This window comes from uncultured Agrococcus sp., assembly GCF_945915485.1.
Classification (GTDB): Bacteria; Actinomycetota; Actinomycetes; order Actinomycetales; family Microbacteriaceae; genus Agrococcus.
Genome location: NZ_CAMEFJ010000132.1, coordinates 1 through 4,335 on the forward strand (window position 1 = coordinate 1; position 4,335 = coordinate 4,335).

Below are 4,335 nucleotides of genomic sequence, written 5' to 3' on the forward strand. Positions count from 1 at the left end.
GTGTAGTTCAGTTCGCAGAGCGCAGCATGGCCGGTGCCGGCGTTGTTCCAGGGGTTCGACGACTCCTCCGCAACGCGGCCGAGTCGCTCGTACACCTCAATCGACAGCGTGGGGTCGACTCGCTGCAGCATGGCGCCGAGCGTAGCGCTCATGATGCCGCCGCCGATGAGCGCTACATCAATCGTCTTCACAGTGTTCTCCAGTGGTTTCCTGCCGACTGCAAGGGCTAGGCGGCGATTCGGGCAGCGAGCAACTCGGCGATCTGCACCGTGTTCAGCGCTGCGCCCTTACGAAGGTTATCGTTTGAGACGAAGAGCACGAGCCCGCGACCTTCCGGCGCCGACTGATCTGCCCGGATACGCCCCACGAAACTCGCGTCGCGCCCCGCCGCGTGCAGCGGGGTCGGAACATCCATGAGCTCGACACCTGGCGCTGCCGCCAGAATCTCGGTGGCCTGCGCCGGGGTGAGTTCGCGGTCGAACTCGGCGTGGATCACCAGCGAGTGTCCGCTGAAGACCGGGACGCGAACGCAGGTGCCGGCGACGAGCAGCTCCGGCAGCTCGAGAATCTTGCGCGACTCGTTGCGGAGCTTCTTCTCCTCATCGGTCTCGCCCTCTCCGTCTTCGACAATGGCGCCGGCGAGTGCCAACACGTTGAAGGCGATGCTGTCGTGATAGACGCCGGGAGCGGGATACTCGAGTGCGTCTCCGTCGAGCGCGAGCGCACGTGCATCCTGGTCGATGACGGCCTCGGACTGGGATGCGAGTTCCTCGACGCCCTTCAGCCCTGATCCTGAGACGGCCTGATACGTCGCGATCTGCAGCCGGGCGAGGCCGGCAGCGTCGGCGAGCGGCTTCAGCACGGGCATCGCCGCCATCGTCGTGCAGTTCGGGTTCGCGATGATGCCCTTCGGCAGCGTTTCGATCGCGTGCGGGTTCACCTCGCTCACGACGAGAGGAACGCCCGGGTCGAGTCGCCAGGCAGACGAATTGTCGATCACCGTGACACCGGCTGCCGCGAACTTCGGCGCCAATTCTTTCGAGGTCGTGCCGCCCGCCGAGAAGATGACGATGTCGAGACCCGCCGGGTCTGCCGTCATGGCGTCTTCAACGGTTATCGATCGACCGTTCCAATCGATGACGCTGCCGGCCGACCTCGCCGAAGCGAACAACCGCAGCTCGGCTATCGGATAATCACGGGCCTGCAGCAACTGCAGTACGACGCCACCGACCTGCCCGGTTGCTCCGACGATACCGACGCGCACGCCGCTCATCGTCCGGTCCCCGCGTGGACGACAGCTGCTTCCTCATTGTCGAGGCCGAACGCGCTGTGGATCACCTTGACCGCGTCCGCGACCTGATCGGCTCGGGTTACGACGGAGATGCGAATCTCGCTGGTCGAGATCATCTCGAGGTTGATGCCGGCATTCGAAAGTGCCTCGAAGAGCGTGGCCGAAACGCCCACGTTGGTGCGCATCCCGCCGCCGACAAGCGCGATCTTGCCGATCTGGTCATCGTGCCGAATCGACTCGAACGCGAGCTCTGCCTTCTCGGATTCGAGCGCCTCGATCACCTGACGGGCATCGGCCTTCGGCAGCGTGAACGAAATATCTGTGCGTCCCGTCTCGATCGTCGACACGTTCTGCACGATCATATCGACGTTGCCCTGTGCCTTCGCGACAACCTTGAAGATGCTGGCTGCCTTACCCGGAACATCCGGGACGCCCGCTACGGTGATCTTCGCCTCGCTGAGGTCGCTCGCGACCCCCGTGATGATCGCTTCTTCCACGTCAGTCTCTTCTCTGTTCTGCACCACGGTCGTACCGGTCGCGCTCGTGAACGACGACCGCACGTGCAATGTCACGCCGTGGCGGCGTGCGTACTCGACGCTGCGGATGTGCAGCACTTTGGCTCCCGCGGACGCAAGCTCAAGCATCTCTTCGCTCGTGACCAGGTCGATCTTGCGAGCGAGCGGGACGATGCGCGGGTCAGCGGTGAAGACCCCGTCGACATCGGTATAGATTTCGCAGACGTCTGCGTTCAGCGCTGCGGCCAGTGCGACCGCAGTGGTGTCGGAGCCTCCGCGACCGAGCGTCGTGATGTCCCCCGTCACCTTGTTGAATCCCGCGAAGCCCTGCACGATAGCGATCTGGCCGCGCTCGACGGCCTCCGCGACCCTGCCCGGCGTGACGCTGACGATCTTCGCGGCACCGTGCCGCGCATCCGTCAGCATGCCCGCCTGGCTGCCGGTGAACGAGAGCGCGTCGGCACCCAGCGACTTGATCGCCATCGCCAGCAGCGCCATCGAGATGCGCTCACCGGCGGTCAAGAGCATGTCCATTTCGCGGCCACCGGTCGGCAGCGTCGGAACGACTTCGGTTGCGAGATCGAGCAGTTCGTCGGTCGTATCGCCCATTGCGGACACGACGCAGACGACATCGTTACCCGCCCGGCGGGTGTCGACGATGCGCTTTGCGACACGCTTAACGCCCTCGGCATCCTCCACGCTGGAGCCACCGAATTTCTGAACGATGAGGGCCACGGTTCTCCTTCAGGAATTCTGCTCCGTCAAGTCTACGCACTGACGCCGTTTGTCATGGCATCGTGACGATTGCTTCGGTGGTGACTGCGTGTTCGCAAGGGCTCGTGCAGTGAGCTTCGCGGTTCGAAAAGCTCGGAAATCTCGAAAGACGCGCAATCGGTCGGTCATTCGTGCAATCGGGGCAGAATCCGCGCTTTTCACGCTCGGGGCTTCGGGTTGGGCTGCTGGTCACGAAATGCGGCGCTATTGGCAATTCGTCACGAGAAGCGGCGCTATTTGCCACTTTTCGAACACAACGCCGTGTTTCGTGTACGCAGGCGATCGACGGCCATCAGTGCAGCTGGCGACGCCCTTCGAACGCACGCCCGAGCGTCATCTCATCGGCGAACTCGAGGTCGCCACCTACTGGGAGCCCGCTCGCCAACCGTGACACGGTAATCCCCAGCGGCTGCAGCGTGCGAATGAGGTAGGTGGCGGTCGCTTCACCCTCGACGTTCGGGTCGGTGGCGATGATGACCTCCTGCACGGTGTCATCCTGCAGGCGCGACAGGAGGCCCTGGATACGCAGCTGGTCTGGCCCGACACCGTTCATGGGGTTCAGCGCGCCACCGAGCACGTGGTACAACCCCTTGTACTCGCGCGTGCGCTCGATCGCGACAACATCCTTGGGCTCCTCGACAACGCAGATCGTGTCCTGGGCTCGCCTGGGGTCGGTGCAGATCCCGCACCGCTCGCTCTCGCCGACGTTGCCGCACAGTTCGCAGAACCTCACTCGCTCGCGCACCGTCTGCAATACGTGTGCGAGGCGGCTCACGTCGAAGGACTCCGTCTGGATGATGTGGAACGCGATGCGCTGCGCCGACTTCGGCCCGACACCGGGCAGCCGGCCGAGCTCATCGATCAGCTCCTGCACGATGCCGTCGTACATCAGCGACCTCCCTCATCCGTCAGCTCTTCAAGAAACTCTGCTCCGAGTTCCTCACGGATGACCGCCTCACCGTAACGGGCGCTCTCCGTCGCGCTGAGCTCCTGCGGTTCCTGCGGTGGCGGAGCATCACGCATAGCGGCGGGCAGCTTCGATGCCGCCGCCTTACTGTCGTGGCGTTCATCGACCGTGACGGTCGCGTTCGGCGTCGCCGACTCCGCCCAGGGGTCGATGACAGCGTCAGTGTCCATATCAGGCTCGCTCTGCGGAATCTCCGCGACCGCCCATCCCCCGCCACTCGACGTGGGAGCAACGCTCGGGGCCGCTGCCGGTTGCGGTGTCGACACGCTCGGTGCCGATTCTCGCATCGACGGCTCGTAGGGAGGCTCGGGTTCGGGAGGCTCGTCGTCGAAGTGATCGGGCGGCGATGGCTCGGGCACTGTCTCCTGTGCGCCACTCCCCGTGGCAGCTGCGGCTCCTGTTTCGGACTGTCGAGGTGCTGCGCCCTCGCGCGGCGCGAATCCGAACTGCTGCCCGAAGCGCTGCTCGAGCGCCGAGCGGATGATCTTCCAGATCGCCTCGTCGCCGTCTCTGCCGCTGCGGAACTCGTTCATGTCGCCCGGCGAACGGAACGTCAGGCCGATCTTGTTCGAGTCTGCGTCGAAGTCGACGGGGCGGATCGCGCTCGCGACCATCCACGCGCGGCGGCTCTTACCCTCGAGCGCCGACAGTACCTCAGGCCAGGCGTCTTCGATCTGGGCGAAGGCGATCGGCCCTGCTTCGGAAACATCATCAGATGGCTCGTCGGTCGACTCGGAACTCGGCGGCGCAGTCTCCTGAGGAGCTTCGGGCTGCGGCTCTGGTTCGTC

Annotated in this window: 5 protein-coding genes; all 5 read right to left on the reverse strand. The window is 64.6% G+C overall.

What is annotated here, in order from left to right:
- On the reverse strand, window positions 1-152 hold a 152-nt coding region (locus tag Q0O95_RS13255), incomplete at its 3' end, for a malate:quinone oxidoreductase (protein WP_293699588.1).
- A gap of 74 nt (window positions 153-226) precedes the next feature.
- Complete coding sequence (locus Q0O95_RS13260) at window positions 227-1,273, reverse strand: aspartate-semialdehyde dehydrogenase (protein WP_293699577.1); 1,047 nt, start codon at window positions 1,271-1,273, stop codon at window positions 227-229.
- A complete protein-coding gene (locus tag Q0O95_RS13265; RefSeq protein WP_293699580.1) occupies window positions 1,270-2,541 on the reverse strand; it encodes an aspartate kinase in 1,272 nt (423 codons plus the stop codon). Before Q0O95_RS13265 ends, Q0O95_RS13260 begins: the two co-directional genes overlap by 4 nt.
- Window positions 2,542-2,872: 331 nt before the next feature.
- Complete coding sequence (gene recR / locus Q0O95_RS13270) at window positions 2,873-3,469, reverse strand: recombination mediator RecR (RefSeq protein ID WP_293699582.1); 597 nt, start codon at window positions 3,467-3,469, stop codon at window positions 2,873-2,875.
- A partial coding sequence (locus Q0O95_RS13275; protein WP_293699585.1) for a hypothetical protein occupies window positions 3,469-4,335 on the reverse strand: 867 nt, incomplete at its 5' end. The genes recR and Q0O95_RS13275, both read right to left, overlap by 1 nt.

What these genes read in the sequence shown, in the direction of transcription:
- Q0O95_RS13260 (WP_293699577.1), bottom strand. Translation starts at nt 1,273, where the DNA reads ATGAGCGGCGTGCGCGTCGGTATCGTCGGAGCAACCGGGCAGGTCGGT.
- recR (WP_293699582.1), bottom strand. Translation starts at nt 3,469, where the DNA reads ATGTACGACGGCATCGTGCAGGAGCTGATCGATGAGCTCGGCCGGCTG.